Raw genomic sequence first — 18,593 nt, 5'->3', positions numbered from 1 at the left:
TTTTCTCCGCCTCAGTTTTTTATTTAGACCTAAGGATTTAGTTGATTTTGGGTTTCATGTTTGTAAAACTCATTTCCCAACATCCAAGCAGGTTGTTTTGCTTGGGCAGCCTGCATATACATTTTTTCATAATATTCCTTAACCATTCGTTCGGCCGTAAAATAACTTTCTGCCATTTCAATACTAGCTTTCATCATTTTTTCCCATCTACTCTGATCATTATAATAAGTAGGCAATACCTCATTCTGCAGCACATAGTAAAGTGCTTGAGCATCAAATTCATCTTGTTTCCAACATTCTTCCCGCTGGCAAACGTAGTCTAGGAGCCAACCGCTTTCCTTATGCTTCACCCCTTCTGCAACCCAACCATCGACAACGCTAATATTTAAAACACCGTTTAATGCAGCTTTCATTCCAGATGTTCCACTAGCTTCTAAAGGGCGTTTCGGGTTATTTAGCCAAACATCGCAGCCCTGAACAAGGATTTTAGCAATATCCATATCGTAGTTTTCCAAAAAAACTACACTATTTCCAAAAGTTTTATCCATATTGACAATCCGAGCTATAATATCCTTACCGTGTTGGTCATTGGGGTGTGCTTTACCGGAAAAAACTAATTGAATTTTCCCTTCGTTAAGCAGCGGCTTAATTTTTTCAAAGTCCCGAAAGATTAATTCCGAACGTTTATAAGCTGCAGCTCTCCGGGCAAAACCAATGATGAGGGCATCTGCCTTTAAAGTTTCTTGGTTTTTATCTTGAATATATTGGATTAACTTTTCCTTGGCTTTTTTATGAACATCCCAAAGTCCATTACCTGCATCATAAGCTGCTTTAATTTCAGGGTTTTGCCAAGTTTTAGCATGAACTGCATTGGTAATTGCTACAATTGGAGCTTTGTCCTCAATATTTTTCCACATCTCTTGGGCTGTATGAGCATGAATCTTGGAAACAGCATTGGATTGGCTGGAAAGCCTTAAAGCAGCCACAGTCATATTAAAAGGATTTCCCCCTAGCCTATTCATTTGTTCATAATTCAGCCCGTTATATGCTTCCATATGCTGTAATAAACCATGATCGTGCATTTCGTTTCCAGCTTCTACAGGAGTGTGGGTCGTAAATACAATTTGCTTGCGAATTTCCTGCCAAGCTTTTTCAAAGTCCATACCCAATTTCATTTTTTCACGAATTAATTCTAGTCCTGCAAAAACAGCATGTCCTTCGTTAAAGTGATAAACAGCTGGGGAAATGCCTAAAGCTCTTAGGGCTCTAACTCCTCCAATTCCCAAAATAATTTCATTGGCAATTCGGTCCTGGGCACCTCCCCCATAGAGACGACAAGTCATCCAGCCGTGAGGGCTTCCTGGAAAATTTGTATCTAAAAGATAAAGAGGAGCATTTTCGTACTGGTCTACCACTTTAATTTTACAGGTGACCTCTTCACCACGAACTCGAACAGTAATTGTTTTGCCCGTATCTTTGACAAAGCTATAATCGTAAGTAGGATATTGATCATAAGGGCGGCCGTCTTCACCGATTAGCTGAGTTGTATAATCTTGCTTCCAAAGAATTCCAATACCCACAACAGGATAATCTAAATCCTTAGCTGATTTGAGATAATCGCCGGCTAAAATTCCCAGCCCGCCAGCATAGATGGGTAATTCTTTATCTAAGCCATATTCCATACAAAAATAGGCGACTTGAGGTAATTTTTCAGAACTCATCATCGAACCTCATTTCCATTGAAATTTGCAGTAAAATCATAATTATTTTCCCGCAATAGGGAATTTTTATAACAAAAAGTACAACAAATTAACAACAGAGCTAAATAAAAAAGATAGGACCAATAGCTTTCACTATGAACCCTACCTTTACAAGCATCAAATAAATATAGAAAAATTAAGGTTTAAACGAAATTAAATATTATCCCCAAAAGCCCCGGTCCGCAGTGTACTACCATTCCAGGGCCAAGTTCACACAAAAAATATTTTTGAATACTATCTCCTGCAGCTTGTACTAAATCCTGTAAAACCCTTCTGCCTTCTTCTTCAGCATCACTATGGGCCACAGCTAAATTAACCTTCCGTCCTTGAATAAGCTCTAAAACCAATTCCTTAAGTTTCTCAATAGATTTCTTTCTACCTCTAACTTTAGCAAAAGTATAATATTTTCCTTCTTCGTTTACTGAGATAATCGGCTTAATATCCAGCAGTTCACCTAATGAACTTTGAATCAATCCAATTCTGCCGCCTTTTTTTAGGTATTCTAGTGTTTTAACAATAAAAAAAATTTTTGTTTTCTTCTGAGTTTCTTTGGTTTGTTTAACTAAGTCGCTGAATTTTTCCCCTAAATCTCGCAACTGAACTGCTTTCATAACTAGAAAACCCAATCCTAAGGATAATGCCTTGGAATCAATTACTTCTACCTTAAGGTTTGGAAATTGCTGAGCTACCATTTTCACTACATTAAAGGTACCGCTCAATCCGCTAGATATATGTACAGCCAAAACATGGTCATAGCCTTTAGACTCCAGCAGACTAAAAAGCTCCGCTACTTCACCTGGTCCCGGCATAGATGTACTTGGTATTTCGTGAGCCAAACGTGCATAAAACTCTTTTGGTTGGAGATCCACCCGATCATGGTATTGCCTGTCTTTAAAAACAACTTTTAAAGGCAATACATAGATATCATGTTGTGCTAAGTATTCTTGTTCTAAGTCACAAGTACTATCAGTGACTATGGCAATCTTCAATTTAGATCCTCCACTCTTTTATAACTTATCTGTTATTAATATACGCAACTTTTAATTTTTTAACAACATTTAGTTCTTTTTGGCATATTTAGTTGAAAAATTGTGGATGATCCAAGCTGCCATCTTTAAATAACTCAGATGTCCTAAGGAAGATTCATGCCGCCGTATTCCCAGTCAATTAACCAGAAATTCTTTTCATCATCTAACCAGTTTTCGCATAGAGGGTCATTATGACAAGGAGCAAGTTTTAGGTGGATTAGCTTTGTAAACTAGACTATTTCGCCGACTAATTTATGAGTTATTTTTAATTAAATATCATTCATCCATTATTTTATTGCCTAAGGGTTAAGTTACTTAATCTTCTTGCTTAGGTGGTCTAGGGCCATAATACTGATAATAGTTGCATTCAATGCGACCATTGTACAGCTTCCGCTTTCGATCAGCTTTCCGTCCGTATAGGCTTTCAAAATTATGGTGGGAAGTAAGTACATAAATGGACCAGGTATCTAAAGATTGAAAGACCTTGCCCATTTCTTTGTATAATGCTTCTGCCTCTTTTAGTTCTCCCAAACGCTGTCCATAAGGAGGATTGGTGATGATGCAGCCATATTTTTTTCGAGAACGAAGTTCAGCTAAAGGCAGTTTTTGTACGGCTACCTGTCCTTCCACACCTGCTTGGGCAATATGATAGCGAGCCAAACTTAAGACTTGTCCATCTATATCTGAACCTAAAATAGAAAGCTTTTGTTCTCTTTTGATTAGGTCATTTGCTTCTTGGCGGGCTTCCTGCCAAAGGCCTTTGGAAATATTAGGCCACTTTTCAGAGACAAATTCTCTATTTAAACCCGGCGCCATATTTAAACCAATTAAAGCAGCTTCTATTGGAATGGTTCCAGAACCGCAGCAGGGATCGATTAAAATCCTTTCAGGATTCCAGTAGCTAAGCTGGATCATTGCTGCTGCCAGAGTTTCTTTTAAAGGAGCGCCGCTAGCTAACTTGCGGTAGCCCCTTTTATGGAGCCCTGCCCCACTTGTATCTATAGTTAAAGTAACCATATCTTTAAGCAAAGCCACTTCAATTAGATAACGAGGTCCAGTTTCTTCAAACCAACTTTTCCCGTAACTTTCCTTCATTTTTTCCACGATAGCTTTTTTAACTATTGCTTGACAGTTAGGAACACTGTGGAGTTTAGACTTAATGGATTTGCCCTCTACAGGAAAGCAGGCATCCTCCGGCAGCCAGTCTGCCCAGGGGAGAGCTTTTGTTTGCTCAAAAAGCTCTGCAAAACTCAGTGCCTGAAATTCGCCCATTTTAATTAAAACTCGATCTGCAGAACGCAGCCACAAGTTAGTCCGGCAAATAGCACTTTCATCTCCGCTAAAAATAACTCTAGCATTATCTATTTTTTGATCTTCATAGCCTAAATTCTTTAATTCTCGGGCTACGACTGCCTCTAGTCCAAAAGTTGCCGTAGCAATTAGTTCGATGTTTGCCAACTATTTTAAACTCCCTTCATATCATTTACGCTAATTCCAACCTAACCCGGCTGCCTGCCCCTCCCGGTTCAGCTGGTAAAACTAATAACTTTCTAGGTATACGGTCTCTTAATTCGGGAACATGACTAATTACACCGATGGAAATATTTTCCGTTTGCAGCCTTTCTAAAGTATTGATTACCATTTCCAGTAAATAAGGGTCTAAAGAACCAAAGCCTTCATCAAGAAAGAAAAATTCCAAAGGGTATTGGCCTAATAATTGGATTTGCGAGGATAAGGCCAAAGCTAAAGCAAGTGAGGTTAAAAAAGTTTCTCCTCCTGATAAAGTGTTAACCGTTCTACGTAGTCCTCCATTGGCATCGTCACGGATAATGAAGCTGCCGTCAGAGGATATCTCCAGTGCATAGCGGCCATTAGTTAGCTGGGCCAAGCGCTGGGAAGCATCTAAAGCAACGCTGCGCAGCTGCTCTTCAGCCAAATAGTCCACAAAGGCTCTTCCCCGAAAGGTTTTTTTCAACGTATTAAGTAGTTCTAGTTCTCGACAATACTTTTCCCGTTTTTCCTCTAATTGTTCCCATTCTCCCCTCTTAGCTAAAAGATCAGAGAGTTTATTTTGAGCTGCCCCCAACTGCTGCAAACACTGAGCATGAGCTTTTTCAGCCTCTTGTAACTTGTCCTTCCATTTTTCCCATTCTGTTGGAGTAACTTTTCGGTTCCCTAATTTTTTAATTATTTTTTCTTTTTCTTTCTTAACTAGTACATATTCTGTTTGAAAGTTTTCAATTTTCTCTTCCATTTGAGCAATTTCCTGCTCTTTGGCCACTGCTAACCAAGCCTCTTCAGCAGTAGCAAAACCAAGTTGCTCCAAAGACTGTTGGAGCCGATGATTAATCTCCGCTAAACTTTTTTCCTGCAGGTTTTTTTCCGTTTCTAAGGATTTTAAGCTGCTCGTAGTCTGATTTAATTTTTCCTTGGCCTGTTCCCAAGCTTTTTGAGAGACTTCTGCATTGTGCTGAATTTTTTTTAACTGCTGCTGCGCTGCCTGCAACAGCTCTGTTGCAGGCTTTCCATCTGTAATTTTTGCTAATTTAGCACTGCCTGCCTCAAACTCCTCTTTTTCTTGCTGACCTACCGTTTCTAATTCCTTTAATTTTAATTCTAAATCAACTTTTACTTTATTTAACTCATCAGCTTTTTTCCTTAAGCCCTCATTTTCCTTCTCTAGCTGCTCCAGATCTTTGCTGAACAAAGCTGCTTGCTTATCCTGTTCTTTAATTTCCTTTTGGCGGGCAAGCAGTTTCTGGGCTGAAACTTCCCCCCATATTGCTTTAAATTCCTGTTCCTTTGCTGCTAAATTTCTAGTGTACTGATCTAACTTCTTCTGCATTTGAAGTATAGAACGTTCCAATGCTGTTTGATCTGCAGCTAAAACCGCTGCTTCTTCCTTTAACCATTGTACAACATTTTGTTTTTGCCCAAATTCTTCATTCTTCTGTTTTTCCTTTTCCTGCCTACTGCGCAGATTAGCGGCAACTATATTAATAGCATTTTCTTCTTTTTCCAACCACTGATTCCAAAGGGATTCAGGTTCTTTGGCCAGCTCTTGGGGAAGCTTGCTTAGGAAATTATGTAATTCCCCTTCTATACTTTTAATTTCCTCTTGGCGTAGCTTGGCAGCCTCCTGCTTAGCGCTGTAACTTTCTTCTATTCTGGCTAGTTCTACTGCCAGCTCATTTTTTCGCTGAGTATAGTGCTGATAACTTTCCTCCAATGCAGTTATTTCTTTGGCTGCCTTTTCTAAGTCCTCGGCAGCTACTGCTGCAGCCGGTGCAGGATGCTGTCTAGAACCGCATACAGGACAAGGTTCCCCGGAAACTAAAACAGCACTAATATAGCCGGCAGAATTTTTTAACTCTAACTCTTTGATGTACTGCTGCCAAAGCTCTTTTTTCTGTGAGTTTTCCATTATTTGCTTGTTTAATTGCTGCAGTTGCTGCTCCTTGAGGCTGATTATCTTCCCTAGTTCTACTAGACCTTTTTCTTCTTGGCTTTGTAAATCCCTAACCTGATTTAGTTCAGCCTTAAGCCGGACTGCATTGGAGATAACAGCCCTTGTTCTTTCTAGCATTTGCACTCTGCTGCCAATTTCCTGTTCAGTCAAGGTAACTTTCCTTAGCTCCAGTAATTCTGTTTCCAATTTTCCTAGAAAAATTTGTTCCTTGTGCAATTTCTCTTGAGAAGTTCTGTTTTTGCTTACTAAAGAGTTTAATTCATTTGTTGCTAAATTTATTTCCTGCTTTAATTTTTCCTTTTCGGCTGCAATTATTGTACAGCTCTGCCAAATCCCAGCTGCTTCTATAACCTGCTGCCGTTCTTCAGGAGTTACTTCTATTTTTTTTAAACAGTCTTTTCTCTGCTGTAAAGCTGCTCCTGTTTTTTCTCTAAGCTCATTAAGCTTCAGTATTTCCTCCCCTATTGCTGCACCTTTTCTTTGTAATTCTCCATAATGATCTCTTAATTTCTGTAGCTTTTGCTGCCGTAAAGCTAATTCCTTCTCAATATGCTGAGCCTCTTCCAATTGATACAGGCTAGCAAGTAACTGGGGTTCTAAGCTTATTCTTTCTGCCTGGCTTTTTTGATAAAATTCTTCCGCTTTTTTCTTCTCTAGCTGGGCTTGGTGTAGTTCTTTGGATTTCACACCTATTTTTAAAGACAGTTCTTGCAAGCTGTTAGTTAATTTATTTTGTTCTTCTAATAAAGGCTTTACTCCTTGAGCCTTTTTAGCTTTCATAGCTATTACTTTAAGTAAATCTATTTCCTTCCCCTGGGCAATTAATTCTTCTTCTTTTACAAGTAGTGACTTTAAATCTTCTTGGAGTTTCCAAACTGCCTTATCCTCCTCATAGCGAAGCAAAAGAGCATTATATTCCGTGCTTAATTTGGCAACTAGTTCCGAGATTTTTTCCACTTCCAGCTCAGCAGTTCTCACAGCCTTCCCGGAAGCATCTCCCAATCCTAACTGATACTGCACAACACCCTGCAAATCCGAATCTACTTGAGCGGCACGAGTATTTAATTTAAAATTCAATTTTTCTCCATATTCTTCAAGGGCAAAAATTCTTTCCAACATTCTCCGTCTATTTTCACCGCTTAAATTAAGAAATTCGGCAAACCTGCCCTGAGGCAAAACTACTGCCCTGGTGAAATCCTCGAATTTTAAACCAATAATACCCTCAATGCGTTTAGTTACCTCCTCGCTTTTATCTGCCAAAACCTGTTCCCGGTCCCCATTTATCTCAACTAACCTACAATTTGCAGCCACTAGGCTTTTTTCATCTTTGCGGCGATAGCTTCTACTTACTAAATAGCTTTTGGGGCCTAAATTAAACAAATATTCTACCGACATTCTTTTTTCATTTTGGTTCATTATTCCTTGGGTTCCATTGGTTCTGCTTACTTTCCCATAAAGCGCCAAAGTAATGGCATCTAAAATACTAGACTTTCCACTGCCCGTAGGGCCAAAAATACCAAAAATTCCTGCTGCACACAGCTGTTCAAACTGTATTTCCTGGCTTTGTCGAAAACTGTTTAAACCTGATATTCTCAAATAAATAGGCTTCATAAGGATTCCTCCTCTTTTGAGGAAATGTTGTTATCTGCACTGCCTACCAGTTCTAGGAAAAGCTTCACCAATGCTTCATCGGGTTCCGCGCCGCTGTTTTGCCGGCGAAAGAAAGAACAAAACAGCTCATCTAAAGGCAGATGAGCTCTACCTTCAATAGTTTCCATTTGGGTTTGTGGAAAAACAGGGCGAATATGAATAAAACGTTCCCGCATCCTGCGGAGATCTCCAATTTCTTTGGCGCTAAGAGGTTTACTTAAATGTATTTCTAAATCAATCCACGCATCAAGATCTCTTTTGCCATTGATCCAATTATAGACTTGAGCTAAACCTTCTTTGGCCTGCCATTTTACTAAAGGGTAACCGGAAGATAAATATATTTCCTGTACTGCCGCTTTTTCTCCCGGTTTTACATCAACTATAGTAACAGATTTGGCATAACCAGACTCGGAAAAACTATAGGCAATAGGAGAACCTGAATAGCGAGCCAGAACAGGAGCATTGTGCACATTTTGGGGCCGATGTAAATGGCCTAAAGCAATATACTGAGCTTTCGAAGGCAGGGAAGCCGGTTCTACAACCATTGCTCCTCCTAGTTGCAGTTGAATGGGCCGTTCTGAATCTGATGTAATTCCCCCTCTAACAAAAAGATGGCTAACTGCAATATTTACAGTCTGGGGTTTAAAATGAGCATTTAACCTCTGAAACAAATAACTAACTCTTTCGGCATAACTTTGCTGTACAATTTCCTCATCCTCCAACGAGCCAAGTAAAACTTCATTTAAGCGTGCTTCCGAAGGATAAGGCAAAAGGCCTATCACAACACTTTCCTTCACTCCTGGAAGACCTAATTCCACCCAGCCTTGTCCACTTTGGATAGGCACTGCTTTCCCCTGCACATTATTTACTCCTTCCCAGGGTTTCTCCTTGGGCAAGCCAAGTAAAATAATTCCCTGGCGGCCAGCTAAAGGACTAGCTGCGCAAAGTCTTTCCGGGTTATCATGATTACCGGCAATAATAACAACTGCTCTTTTTCCATCAGCCGATAATGCATCTATGGCATTATAGTATAATTCTTCAGCAGCTGCCGGGGGATTAGCCGTGTCAAAAATATCGCCGGCAATAAGTACTAGGTCTATTTTTTCGTCCTTAACAATCTGTACCAATTCAGCAATAAACTTTTCTTGTTCAGGTAAGCGGCTTCTATTTTCCAAAGTACAGCCTAAGTGCCAGTCTGAGGTATGTAAAATTCTCATATCAACATCCTCCTTTAAAAACAAAAGCATCCCCTTATTTAGAGAATGCCTGAAAGCTTTTATGTTAATCTAAAAAAGTTTCTAAAACTTAAAGCATTTCAAAAATTGCAATTAATATCCCGGATAAGCAGGCACAAATGGGAATGGTTAAAACCCAAGCCCAAACAATATTTTTAGCTACTATCCATTTTACAGAAGATAATCTTTTTGCCGCGCCTACCCCCATAATTGAAGTAGAAATAATGTGGGTAGTGCTGACAGGTGCGTGAAGCATAGTTGCCGTAAAGATAACTGCTGCAGCACCCGTTTCAGCGGCAAAACCATTAACTGGTGCTAAACGAGCCATATTCATGCCCATGGTTTTAATAATTTTCCAACCACCCATAGAAGTTCCAAGAGCCATCATTAAAGCGCAGGAAAGCTTAACCCATAAAGGCACTTCGAACTGGGCAATTACGCCGCCGCTAAGTAAGGCCATCGTAATAATTCCCATAGATTTTTGAGCATCGTTGCCTCCATGGTTCAAAGCCATTAAAGCAGCAGAAATAATTTGGGCCTTAGAAAAAATATTGGTAACCGTCGCAGGTCTTAAAGGTCTTAAAATCCAATTTAAAATTGTCATAAAAATAAAACCAACTATAAAACCAATAACTGGAGATAGGATAAGCCACAACATAACTTTCCAGAAAAGAGTTGACCAGCTTACAACGAAGAGAGAATTCCGATAAATAATAGCGGCGCCCAGTAAGCCGCCAATTAAAGCGTGGGATGAGCTGCTGGGTAAACCAAAATACCAGGTCAACAAGTTCCAAATAATTGCTCCTAGTAAAGCTGCTACTACAACATTTTGGGAAATTAGCTCAGGGTCAACAATTCCACTGCCAATTGTATGGGCAACTTTAACGCTAATAAAAGCACCTAAAAAATTTAAGCTGGCAGACATAATAATTGCTGCCCGAGGAGATAAAACTCTCGTCGAAACGGAAGTAGCAATAGCATTAGCGGTGTCATGAAAGCCATTAATGAAGTCAAAAGCCAAGGCTAAGATAACTACCACCACGATTAAAGCCAAATCGCCATTAAGCATTCTTCATAACAACCCCTTCAACACTATTGGCTACGTCTTCAAAAGCATCAAGAATACTTTCTAGATTTTCATAAATTTCTTTCCATTTAATAACTTCCAGTACAGGGATTTCGCCGCTGAACAAATCTTTTATAGCGACTCGATAAACAGCATCCCCCTCTTCCTCAATTCGATTTATTTCAATAATTTTTTTAGTTAGCATTTTGCTTTTTTTCATTATTTTTAATTCTTCCATTAAATGAATCTGCTCTTTGGCACAGGCCAAAATTAAATCACTAATAATATTAGCTTCCTTAGTTGTTTTTGCTAAATTAAAAATAGCAAACCTGCTGGCAGTAGATTCTATGAAATCTACAATATCATCCATTTGCTTGGCAATAGCGTAAATGTCTTCACGGTCAATAGGTGTAATGAATGTTTTATTCAATTCCCCAAATAAGTTGTGAGTTAACTGATCGCACTCATGTTCAATTTCTTTAATTTTTTTAAAGCGGTCCTCACAATCGTTTAAATTTTGTACTAACTCTTTTAAAAGTTGTGCTGATTTTAGAGTAGTATTAGCCATTGCAATAAAAAAATCATAAAACTTGTCATCTTTTGGAGATAAATTAAACATTTTCGAACCTCCACTACTAAGACTTATTTTTAATTAAATAATTAAACAAGGGTTTTGTACCAAGATTAGAATACTATAATTCCTTCTAAATTAATATACTCTTAACACAAAATTAATAAATCTAAAAATTTTGGTTTTTAAAAACAAAGAGAAAATCTTGACTTACTTTGAGTAACTGTTTAAAATGAATTTGTTATGAAGTTTAGCAAATCTAAACAAAAAGTTTAGTAATAAAAATCGAAAATAAAGGTGCCTCATGAAAATTGGTGGAAAAATTAAAGATTTACGAATTCAAAATGGACTAACTCAGGAAGAACTGGCTAACCGCAGCGAGTTGTCAAAAGGCTTTATTTCTCAAGTAGAACGGGATTTAACTTCCCCCTCAATCGCTACGCTGACTGATATTTTGGAGTGTTTAGGGACAAATTTAAAAGATTTTTTTAATGATATTGTCGAGGAAAAAATTATTTTCAGCAATGAAGACATTTTTATCAAAGAAAACAAAGAATTAAATTATGAAATTAAATGGATTGTACCTAATTCACAAAAAAACAGCATGGAACCCATTTTAATTACTTTAGAACCCGGGGGAAGTTCAGAAGTTGATAATCCCCATGACGGAGAAGAATTTGGTTATATTTTGTCCGGCAGTATTAGAATTCATTTAGGTAATAAAAAATACAGTGCTAAAAAAGGAGAAAGTTTTTATTTCAAACCTACAACTATTCATTATATCTCCAACCCAGGCAGAAGAACAGCTAATGTGCTTTGGATTTCTACTCCACCTAGCTTTTAAACAGGGTTCGAGACCTTGCTTTTGAGAGGAGAACAGAAATGGCCCCTAAGTCGGATAATGTCATAGAATTAGTTAATATTACGAAAGAATATGACGGCAGCGAAGCCTTAAAAAATATTAACTTATACATACGCAGAAATGAATTTTTAACTTTGTTAGGTCCTAGCGGCTGTGGAAAAACCACTACCTTGCGGATTATTGGAGGTTTTGAGCATCCAACCTCTGGCCAAGTCTTATTCGAGGGACAGGATATTACAAACTTGCAGCCTTATAAGAGGAAGTTAAATACAGTTTTTCAAAAGTATGCTCTTTTCCCCCATTTAAACATTGCAGATAATATTGCTTTTGGTTTAAAAATTAAACATTTAGATAAAAACACAATTCGAGAAAAAGTTAGTCAAGTTCTGGACATTGTAAATTTAAGCGGATATGAGAAAAGATCTGTAGAATCTTTAAGCGGCGGGCAACAGCAAAGGGTGGCAATTGCCCGGGCCTTAGTTAATGAGCCTGAAGTGCTGCTTTTGGACGAACCCTTAGGTGCATTAGATCTAAAATTACGCAAAGAAATGCAGCTGGAGCTTAAAGCAATGCAGCAAAGGCTAGGCATTACATTTATTTATGTAACTCATGACCAAGAGGAAGCTTTAACTATGTCTGATACAATCGTGGTCATGAAAGATGGTGAAATACAACAAATAGGTACCCCTGTAGACATTTATAATGAACCTAAAAATACCTTTGTTGCAGATTTTATTGGTGAAAGCAATATTGTCAGTGGAAAAATGCTGGCTGATTATTTAGTTCATTTTGCCGGCCATGAATTTGAATGCGTAGACTGTGGTTTCCAAGAAAACGAACCGGTAGATGTTGTCATCCGTCCCGAAGATATTCGTCTTAACTCCGAAGAAACAGCTATGTTAACGGGAATTGTTAAATCTGTAATCTTCAAAGGAGTTCATTATGAAATGATTGTAGTCGGCGAAGGCATTGAGTGGACAGTGCATAGTACTCGGATGGAACCGGTCAACAGCCAAGTAGGGTTGCGCATTTTACCCAATGATATTCATGTAATGAAAAAGGTGTCCAAAAAATGAAGAGAAACTGGCTCGCTTATTCCTATTTAGGGTGGATGATTGTATTTACAGTTGTCCCATTGTTTCTTATTCTTTATTATAGTTTAACAATTCAGACTGGCACTGGATTACGATTTACCTTAGAACAATACCAGCGTTTATATAATCCTGTTTATTTCAAAGTCTTAGGGCTTTCCATAGAACTAGCTTTGATTAGCACTTTGATCTGCCTACTCATTGGCTACCCATTAGCAATGATTTTAGCATCGAAAAATCTAAGTAAAAAAAATACTCTCATCCTTTTATTCGTTTTACCAATGTGGATGAATTTTTTATTGCGTACATATGCTTGGATGACACTTTTAGAGCGTAACGGTTTAATAAATACATTTATTGCTTCACTTAGTTTGCCAAAACTACACTTAATGTACAATAATACGGCTGTAATATTAGGCATGGTTTATAATTTCTTGCCATTTATGGTGCTACCCATTTATTCTGTTTTAACGAAAATTGAACCTCATATTATTGAAGCGGCAGAAGATCTAGGAGCAGACAATTGGATAGTCTTTCGCCGGGTGCTGTTCCCTTTAAGCTTACCTGGTGTTTTTTCGGGCATTACAATGGTTTTTTTACCGGCAGTAACTACTTTTGTTATTTCCAGGTTATTAGGCGGAGGACAATTTACTCTGTTAGGCAATTTAATTGAACAGCAATTTTTATATGTAGGAGATTGGAATTTTGGTTCAGCTATTTCCATTATCCTCATGCTGCTGGTACTTTTAGGAATGAGTTTTACCTCTAGGTATGAGCAGGAGCAGAAAGGGGGCGGTCTATGGTGAAAAAACTGTTGCAAAAGTTTTATGTGGGATTGATTTTCTTTTTTCTCTACGCTCCCATAGTTGTTTTAATCGTTTTCTCTTTTAATAATTCTAAGTCTCGAGGACATTGGGACGGCTTTACTTTAAAATGGTACTTGGAGCTTTTACAAGACAGGCAAATACTAATGGCTTTATATTATACCTTAGCTGTGGCAATTCTTTCCTCTTTGATAGCTACATTTTTGGGAGTCATTGCAGCTATTGGAATACATAACTTAAATAAGTTACAACGTAAAATTTTTTTAAATTTGACCTATTTGCCAGTAGTTAATCCAGACATTGTTACAGGTATTTCCCTGATGATTTTATTTATCTTTTTTAGTCAGTTTACCAACTTGAAATTAGGATTTCTGACTTTATTGCTGGCACATATTACATTTAATGTTCCTTATGTGATACTTTCCGTGTTGCCCAAATTAAAACAGCTTAATAGCAATCTCTACGAAGCAGCATTGGACCTGGGTGCTCCGCCTTTTTACGCTTTGCGCAAAGTTATCTTGCCTGAAATATTGCCAGGCGTAATTACTGGGGCGATTCTAGCATTTACCTTATCCTTAGATGACTTTGTTGTCAGCTTTTTCACCACAGGTTCCGGAGTATCTAATTTATCAATTGCAATCTACTCCATGGCACGCCGAGGCATTAATCCGAAAATTAATGCTTTGTCCACTTTAATGTTTATTGTTGTATTGCTGCTTCTGCTTCTAGTCAATTATCGTACATCCAAAGAAAACTCAGCAAAGGAGAATCTCATTTGAAAAAATCAAAACTTTTAATTTACAGTTTTATTTTACTCTGCTTTGGTTTTTTACTAGGAGGCTGTAGTCAAAAGCCAAAAGCTGAGTTAAATGTTTATAATTGGGGAGATTATATTGATGAGTCCATACTTAAAGATTTTGAGCAAAAATATAACATCAAAGTCAATTACGATACATTTTCTACTAATGAAGATATGTACATCAAAATCAAATCCGGCAGCAACAATTATGATGTAGCGATTCCATCCGACTACATGATTGAAAAGATGAAGAAAGAGGATATGCTGGAGAAAATTGATCTAGCTAACATTCCAAATTTTAAGAATGTGGACGAAAGATTTAAGCACTTAGCTTATGACCCTCATAACGAATATTCCATACCCTACATGTGGGGAACCGTAGGTATTCTCTACAATAAAACCATGGTCAAAGAACCTGTGGATAGCTGGAAAATACTATGGGATAAAAAATATAGCAAGCAAATCTTAATGTTAGACAGTCAGAGGGATTCCATTGGAATTACCTTAAAAATGCTGGGATACTCCTTAAATACTAGAAATGTGGCAGAACTGGAAAAGGCAAAACAAGCTTTAATTGAACAAAAACCCCTAGTTCTTGCTTACGTCGGAGATGATGTCAAAGATAAAATGATTTCCGGTGAGGCTGCTTTAGCAGTAGTTTGGTCTGGTGATGCCATTTACATGAACCGGGAAAACCCGGATTTGCATTTTGTAGTACCTAAAGAAGGAAGCAACTTATGGTTTGATGGGATGGTCATTCCTAAAGGCAGCAAACATAAAAAAGAAGCAGAACTATTTATCAATTACATGTGCGATTCTGAAGTAGCTTTTAAAAATGCAGATTATATTGGCTACTCAACTCCAATCCCTGCAGCTAAGGCAAAATTAGACCCTGAACTGCAGAAAAATAAAATTGCTTACCCAGATGACAAAGATTTAGCTAAATGTGAAATCTTTAAAGATCTAGGTACATTTATCAAAGATTACGACCGCGTCTGGACAGAATTTAAGGCTGAAATCGAGTAAGACACAGGGACGGTTCTCCTGTCTAATCATTTTTTCAAAATTTTATTAATTCTATCTTTGTTCAATCCCGAAATTACTGCTATCCTTCTTATAGACAGGTTAGTTCTTTCTTTAAATTCCCTTATAAGGTCATCCGGTAATTGTTTCTTAATTTCATCATTCCAGATAATGCCCTTTTCCTGTAACATTTTCTTAAATAGTTCCTTGGCCGCTCCTTCATCTATTTCTTCTTGCTTTTCTTGTATATCAAGAAATTCTTCCTGCGTTTTTTCATTCATATATTCTTTAAATTGTTCTTTAGCTTTTTCTTTGTCCTTAGAAAAGTAACTTAATATAGTTTCCTTTTCCAAAAGTTGATCAAAATCATTATTTTGATCTAAATAACAGAGGTAACTGCTCCATTTATATTGTTCCATATATGTAACGATTCCTGCCTTTACCGGATTTTGATGGATATATCTTGCTAAGGCAAGTACATAGGCATCCCTTTCAACTACTTCACTTTTGAAACGATCTTGGAAAAGGTGTCCTATTCTTTTATATTTTTTATTAAAATAATAGACATAGCTAACGTTAACTCTTTTCATTACGTTGGCTACGTCTTCTGTTCCTTCGCTCAGCATTAAATGGACATGATTATCCATCAAACAGTACACATGAAGATTGAACCGATTTTCTTGCTTTTTTTCACATAGGATATTTAGAAAGCGAAATTTATCTTCTTCGTCTCGAAATATATTCTGGCGTTCGTTTCCTCGAATCATGATATGGTAGTACCCACTATTACTCTTCACTCTTGGTTGCCTAGGCATTGTTTATCACCCTGGTACATTATACCAATTCAGTTGGGGTAAAGTCAAGACAAGAGAACCGTCCCAGTGTCTTACTCACTTTCATCATCTCCTTTTCCGACCCAAATGTTTCGTCCTAGTTCCTTGGAATAGATAAAGCTAGCTCCCTTTACTCTTTTTCCTTTGGCACTCTTAAATTTGTGCAGCTCTGAGCTGGCTAAATCTGCTGTATGCACAATTTGAGCTTCTACGGTCATAGGTTCCTTTATTGCTCCCCATTCCAATTTGCCCATATGAGCACCAATGATGTGTAACAGTTGGGATCCTAGTTCATGTGATAATTCTTTATTGTCCAGTATTTTAGGATTTAGGTACATTATTCCCAATACTACATGGCCCAGCAGCATTCCCCGTTCAGTCATTTTGATGCTGGTTCCCTGCCAGGAATATTCCTCAATCTTACCTACATCGTGGAGCAGACTTCCGGTTATAACCAGATCTAGGTTACAGGTAGTTTCTGAAGCTATTTTATAGGCCATGGCAGTTACTTCCAGGCTATGCTCTAGAAGCCCTCCCAAATAATTATGATGATGGCTGATAGCCGCAGGGCAGATGGCAAAAGTTTCTATGATCCCGTGATCAGCTGCAGAAGCAAAAGTCTGGTGCAGTAAATATTTAAGTGCTGTATTTTCTACTTTCTCAATCCAGTTTTGCAACTCTAAAAGCATTTCCTCTTGACTTCGTGACGAGCGAGGAATAAACTCTGCAGGATCATAGTCATCTTGGCTTGCCTCCTGCCAACTATTCAAGATCATTTGATAGTAGCTTTGGTATTGTTCAACTCTGCCTCCAACCTTAATTATCTGGTCAGAAAGGGGTACTTCGCCTTCATAGTTCCAAAACTTCGCAAAAATTTCATGCATGCCATCTGTTAAAGTTAGTTTCAGGTAGGTACTGCTATTACGCGCCTGCGCTAACTCCGCCTTTTTAACGGCAAGACAGCCTTCATAATTCTGATTCGGCTTTAAATCTGAGATTCTTAGAATCATTAACCCACCACCTGCAACTATTTCGCTAAACTTATTTTTTCTTCTTCCAGTAGTTCTTGTAAAGATTCCAGTACCGGTACGCCGCATTTTTCAAGTTTTTGCCTAGTTTGATGCCCAGCGGCAATTAGAATACAGTCTGTCCCCATAGCCTGAGCTGTTTGGTAATCATGAATTGTATCTCCAAATAGAATTACTTCCTTAGGGGAAATATTTAATTTTTCCATTAAGCATTTACCAATTTCGATTTTACTGTCCGCATGATTATTTTGTAAACCACAAATCTCTTGGAAATAATGGTCAATTTCAAATTTCTGCACAAAAGGCAGCAAGTCCTTCCGGTACGTGGCTGATAGCATAGATTGAGGTATTTTTAAGCGAGCAAATTGTTCTAATACAGCAATGGCACCTGCTTGTAAATTACAACTTACTACTAATCTCTCAAATTCCCGGGCAAAAGAATCTGCAACTTCTTTAAAATCAACTACTGTAAAATCCAACCCCATTTTTTCATAACATTCTCTTACTGGGAAATCAAAAATCTGCAGATACTGCTCCTTTGTCACAGCTGGTAAATGGTAGTTATTTAAAATACGGTTAATTGTTTTGATGGTTATAGCTAGGTCATCTAATAAAGTACCATTCCAGTCCCAAATGATGTGTTTATAGTTAGTAAGGCTGAACAAATCCAACACCCCAAATTAAAATTAGCACGGCCTTTTTAAGTGCTTAGCTGTGCAATATTATATCATTTTTCCAAAGATATTGGCATTAGTTCTTTAACGGTACAGCAGCTGGTAATATTTTTAAATTTAAAACATATAGATAACTTAAAAGCATAAGTTATGAAGGTGATCTATTTGTCTAAAATCCAATGTGTAACAAGAACCGCATTATTCCTGGCTTTAGCACTTACAGTTCAAATGGCCGGACTGCCTCAAAAATTCACCGGTCCTGCTGTAAACGGCATTTTATTTTTATCGGGGATTTTTGTTAACCCCTTAAGCGGCATCTGTATTGGGATCCTAACGCCTCTTTTGGCTTTCCTGAGGGGAATTCTGCCTGGTCCTTTGGCACCAGCAATTCCTTTCATTATGCTTGGCAATGCCCTTTTTGTTTACTTTAGCTGCTTACTCTTTAAACGTCCCTTAGGGTTACAGATCTGCGGAGTTATGGCCGGAGCAATTACTAAATTTTTAGTGTTATCTTTAGCAGTTAACTATTTAGTTAACGTACCTCCTGCAGCTGCCAAAATTCTAACTTTGCCTCAGCTTTTTACTGCCTTACTCGGTGGTTTCGCAGCGTTATTTCTAGCTCAGATATTAATAAATATATTGACACCAGCAGAAAATTAACTCTCAAAAAATCCTCCCAA

The 18,593-nt window shown here is 37.9% G+C and carries 16 protein-coding genes and 1 pseudogene; 6 read left to right on the top strand and 11 right to left on the bottom strand.

All coding sequences use genetic code 11. The features are described from left to right. Positions 1 to 29: 29 nt before the first annotated feature. The 8 genes and pseudogenes from glgP to RDV78_06610 all read right to left on the bottom strand — a co-directional run bounded on the left by glgP (position 30) and on the right by RDV78_06610 (position 10,827). On the bottom strand, positions 30 to 1,724 hold the full coding sequence (gene glgP / locus RDV78_06645) for an alpha-glucan family phosphorylase (protein ID MDS1030168.1): 1,695 nt from the start codon (positions 1,722 to 1,724) through the stop codon (positions 30 to 32). A gap of 179 nt (positions 1,725 to 1,903) precedes the next feature. Then, complete coding sequence (locus RDV78_06640) at positions 1,904 to 2,749, bottom strand: DegV family protein (protein ID MDS1030167.1); 846 nt, start codon at positions 2,747 to 2,749, stop codon at positions 1,904 to 1,906. Positions 2,750 to 2,895: 146 nt separating this feature from the next. Beyond that, a pseudogene (locus tag RDV78_06635) lies at positions 2,896 to 2,997 on the bottom strand (choline kinase). A 106-nt stretch (positions 2,998 to 3,103) separates the two neighbouring features. After that, positions 3,104 to 4,246 carry a class I SAM-dependent RNA methyltransferase gene (locus tag RDV78_06630; protein MDS1030166.1) on the bottom strand — a complete coding sequence of 381 codons (1,143 nt, stop codon included), beginning with the start codon at positions 4,244 to 4,246 and terminating at the stop codon, positions 3,104 to 3,106. A gap of 25 nt (positions 4,247 to 4,271) precedes the next feature. Further along, on the bottom strand, positions 4,272 to 7,868 hold the full coding sequence (locus RDV78_06625) for an SbcC/MukB-like Walker B domain-containing protein (GenBank protein ID MDS1030165.1): 3,597 nt from the start codon (positions 7,866 to 7,868) through the stop codon (positions 4,272 to 4,274). Beyond that, positions 7,865 to 9,124 carry an exonuclease SbcCD subunit D gene (locus RDV78_06620; GenBank protein ID MDS1030164.1) on the bottom strand — a complete coding sequence of 420 codons (1,260 nt, stop codon included), beginning with the start codon at positions 9,122 to 9,124 and terminating at the stop codon, positions 7,865 to 7,867. The genes RDV78_06625 and RDV78_06620 overlap by 4 nt, the downstream gene beginning before the upstream one ends. 88 nt (positions 9,125 to 9,212) lie before the next feature. Next, entirely contained in the window at positions 9,213 to 10,211 is a 999-nt protein-coding gene (locus RDV78_06615) for an inorganic phosphate transporter (GenBank protein ID MDS1030163.1), read from the bottom strand. Then, on the bottom strand, positions 10,204 to 10,827 hold the full coding sequence (locus RDV78_06610; protein ID MDS1030162.1) for a DUF47 family protein: 624 nt from the start codon (positions 10,825 to 10,827) through the stop codon (positions 10,204 to 10,206). Before RDV78_06610 ends, RDV78_06615 begins: the two co-directional genes overlap by 8 nt. A gap of 256 nt (positions 10,828 to 11,083) precedes the next feature. On the opposite strand from RDV78_06610, the gene RDV78_06605 reads away from it, so the two are divergent. Genes RDV78_06605 through RDV78_06585 form a run of 5 tightly spaced genes read left to right on the top strand, consistent with a single transcriptional unit; the run spans position 11,084 to position 15,381 of the window. Further along, positions 11,084 to 11,623: an XRE family transcriptional regulator gene (locus tag RDV78_06605; GenBank protein MDS1030161.1), complete on the top strand. Its 540-nt coding sequence runs from the start codon at positions 11,084 to 11,086 to the stop codon at positions 11,621 to 11,623. Positions 11,624 to 11,661: 38 nt separating this feature from the next. Beyond that, a complete protein-coding gene (locus RDV78_06600; GenBank protein ID MDS1030160.1) occupies positions 11,662 to 12,717 on the top strand; it encodes an ABC transporter ATP-binding protein in 1,056 nt (351 codons plus the stop codon). After that, entirely contained in the window at positions 12,714 to 13,538 is an 825-nt protein-coding gene (locus RDV78_06595) for an ABC transporter permease (GenBank protein ID MDS1030159.1), read from the top strand. The genes RDV78_06600 and RDV78_06595 overlap by 4 nt, the downstream gene beginning before the upstream one ends. Further along, on the top strand, positions 13,532 to 14,335 hold the full coding sequence (locus RDV78_06590; protein ID MDS1030158.1) for an ABC transporter permease: 804 nt from the start codon (positions 13,532 to 13,534) through the stop codon (positions 14,333 to 14,335). Before RDV78_06595 ends, RDV78_06590 begins: the two co-directional genes overlap by 7 nt. A gap of 29 nt (positions 14,336 to 14,364) precedes the next feature. Beyond that, a complete protein-coding gene (locus tag RDV78_06585; protein MDS1030157.1) occupies positions 14,365 to 15,381 on the top strand; it encodes a spermidine/putrescine ABC transporter substrate-binding protein in 1,017 nt (338 codons plus the stop codon). 26 nt (positions 15,382 to 15,407) lie between these two features. Here the strand turns inward: RDV78_06585 and RDV78_06580 are convergent, their stop codons facing one another. The 3 genes from RDV78_06580 to RDV78_06570 form a co-directional block, all read right to left on the bottom strand. Beyond that, positions 15,408 to 16,193 carry a transposase gene (locus tag RDV78_06580; protein ID MDS1030156.1) on the bottom strand — a complete coding sequence of 262 codons (786 nt, stop codon included), beginning with the start codon at positions 16,191 to 16,193 and terminating at the stop codon, positions 15,408 to 15,410. A 71-nt stretch (positions 16,194 to 16,264) separates the two neighbouring features. Next, on the bottom strand, positions 16,265 to 17,221 hold the full coding sequence (locus tag RDV78_06575) for an HD domain-containing protein (GenBank protein ID MDS1030155.1): 957 nt from the start codon (positions 17,219 to 17,221) through the stop codon (positions 16,265 to 16,267). Positions 17,222 to 17,238: 17 nt separating this feature from the next. After that, positions 17,239 to 17,904 (bottom strand): HAD family hydrolase, encoded by a 666-nt coding sequence (locus RDV78_06570; GenBank protein MDS1030154.1) that lies wholly within the window; start codon positions 17,902 to 17,904, stop codon positions 17,239 to 17,241. A gap of 174 nt (positions 17,905 to 18,078) precedes the next feature. On the opposite strand from RDV78_06570, the gene RDV78_06565 reads away from it, so the two are divergent. After that, positions 18,079 to 18,573 carry an ECF transporter S component gene (locus RDV78_06565; protein MDS1030153.1) on the top strand — a complete coding sequence of 165 codons (495 nt, stop codon included), beginning with the start codon at positions 18,079 to 18,081 and terminating at the stop codon, positions 18,571 to 18,573. Positions 18,574 to 18,593: the final 20 nt, after the last annotated feature.

The sequence above is a fragment of the Bacillota bacterium LX-D genome (genome assembly GCA_031628995.1).
In the GTDB taxonomy this organism is placed as follows: Bacteria; Bacillota; DUOV01; order DUOV01; family Zhaonellaceae; genus JAVLUO01.
This window is presented reverse-complemented; position numbering and strand designations above follow the sequence as displayed.

What these genes read in the sequence shown, in the direction of transcription:
- RDV78_06615 (MDS1030163.1), bottom strand. Translation starts at nt 10,211, where the DNA reads ATGCTTAATGGCGATTTGGCTTTAATCGTGGTGGTAGTTATCTTAGCC.
- RDV78_06625 (MDS1030165.1), bottom strand. Translation starts at nt 7,868, where the DNA reads ATGAAGCCTATTTATTTGAGAATATCAGGTTTAAACAGTTTTCGACAA.
- RDV78_06610 (MDS1030162.1), bottom strand. Translation starts at nt 10,827, where the DNA reads ATGTTTAATTTATCTCCAAAAGATGACAAGTTTTATGATTTTTTTATT.
- RDV78_06575 (MDS1030155.1), bottom strand. Translation starts at nt 17,221, where the DNA reads ATGATTCTAAGAATCTCAGATTTAAAGCCGAATCAGAATTATGAAGGC.
- RDV78_06620 (MDS1030164.1), bottom strand. Translation starts at nt 9,124, where the DNA reads ATGAGAATTTTACATACCTCAGACTGGCACTTAGGCTGTACTTTGGAA.
- RDV78_06600 (MDS1030160.1), top strand. Translation starts at nt 11,662, where the DNA reads ATGGCCCCTAAGTCGGATAATGTCATAGAATTAGTTAATATTACGAAA.
- RDV78_06595 (MDS1030159.1), top strand. Translation starts at nt 12,714, where the DNA reads ATGAAGAGAAACTGGCTCGCTTATTCCTATTTAGGGTGGATGATTGTA.
- RDV78_06605 (MDS1030161.1), top strand. Translation starts at nt 11,084, where the DNA reads ATGAAAATTGGTGGAAAAATTAAAGATTTACGAATTCAAAATGGACTA.
- RDV78_06590 (MDS1030158.1), top strand. Translation starts at nt 13,532, where the DNA reads ATGGTGAAAAAACTGTTGCAAAAGTTTTATGTGGGATTGATTTTCTTT.
- RDV78_06580 (MDS1030156.1), bottom strand. Translation starts at nt 16,193, where the DNA reads ATGCCTAGGCAACCAAGAGTGAAGAGTAATAGTGGGTACTACCATATC.
- glgP (MDS1030168.1), bottom strand. Translation starts at nt 1,724, where the DNA reads ATGATGAGTTCTGAAAAATTACCTCAAGTCGCCTATTTTTGTATGGAA.